Source organism: Neglectibacter caecimuris, from assembly GCF_034335015.1.
In the GTDB taxonomy this organism is placed as follows: domain Bacteria; phylum Bacillota; class Clostridia; order Oscillospirales; family Acutalibacteraceae; genus Acutalibacter; species Acutalibacter caecimuris_A.
This window is the reverse complement of the sequence record NZ_JAWXXK010000020.1, coordinates 1-730: the sequence shown is the minus strand read 5'-3', so window position 1 is coordinate 730 and position 730 is coordinate 1. Positions and strand designations below refer to the sequence as shown.

Genomic DNA, 730 nt, shown 5'->3' with positions numbered 1-730 from the left:
TAAGCTTTCCACACTTTGAAATTGCAGTTATTACCTTTGTCAAATCGTTAGACTTGATTTCCTGAAATAACTTCTCGATTTCTATCTGCTTCTGCTTTATTCAGTTTTCAAGGTACAAATGGAAACCTTTCGGTTTCCTTTGCGCTTTACAGCGCTGGTGGGCTGAAAACTCAAGTCACTCTCTGCCTGATGGCTTATGCTTCGTTGAAGCGTTTGTGACCTTCGTTTCCTTCCCCTGCGCCTTGCGGCGCTGGTGGGCTGAAGTGGACTCGAACCACCGACCTCACGCTTATCAGGCGTGTGCTCTAACCTGCTGAGCTATCAGCCCATGACAGTACCTGTCAGGCATGCTCCCTTCGGCCAATAAGGGCGGCCTCGCTCGAAGTTGCCCTTCGGTGCTTTCTTATCCTTCCTGCCCGCTTGCCTCGCCTTTCTGACTTTTTGGCCAGGCCTGGTGGAGATGAACGGGTTCGAACCGATGACCCCCTGCTTGCAAAGCAGGTGCTCTCCCAGCTGAGCTACACCCCCATATTTTCTTCCTGAAGGCGTCCCCTTCTTCTCCCTGAGGTTCCTTTCCCCTTCTAAATAACTCGGAAAGGGAGGAATTGCCTTTGGGCAATTCCAAGAAGATCGCCCTCAGGCGATCTTTTGGACCCTCAAAATTAAACAACGATCTGATTTCCGGACTCGCGCCGACCTTGGATGTTAGATAAAAGCCTCAGCCTTTATC

General features: G+C 50.4%; 2 tRNA genes. Both read right to left on the bottom strand.

Annotated elements, in window-relative coordinates:
• Nucleotides 1–251 precede the first annotated feature (251 nt).
• Nucleotides 252–328, bottom strand: a tRNA-Ile gene (locus U8T64_RS13835).
• A 124-nt stretch (nt 329–452) separates the two neighbouring features.
• A tRNA-Ala gene (locus U8T64_RS13830) sits at nt 453–528 on the bottom strand.
• Nucleotides 529–730: the final 202 nt, after the last annotated feature.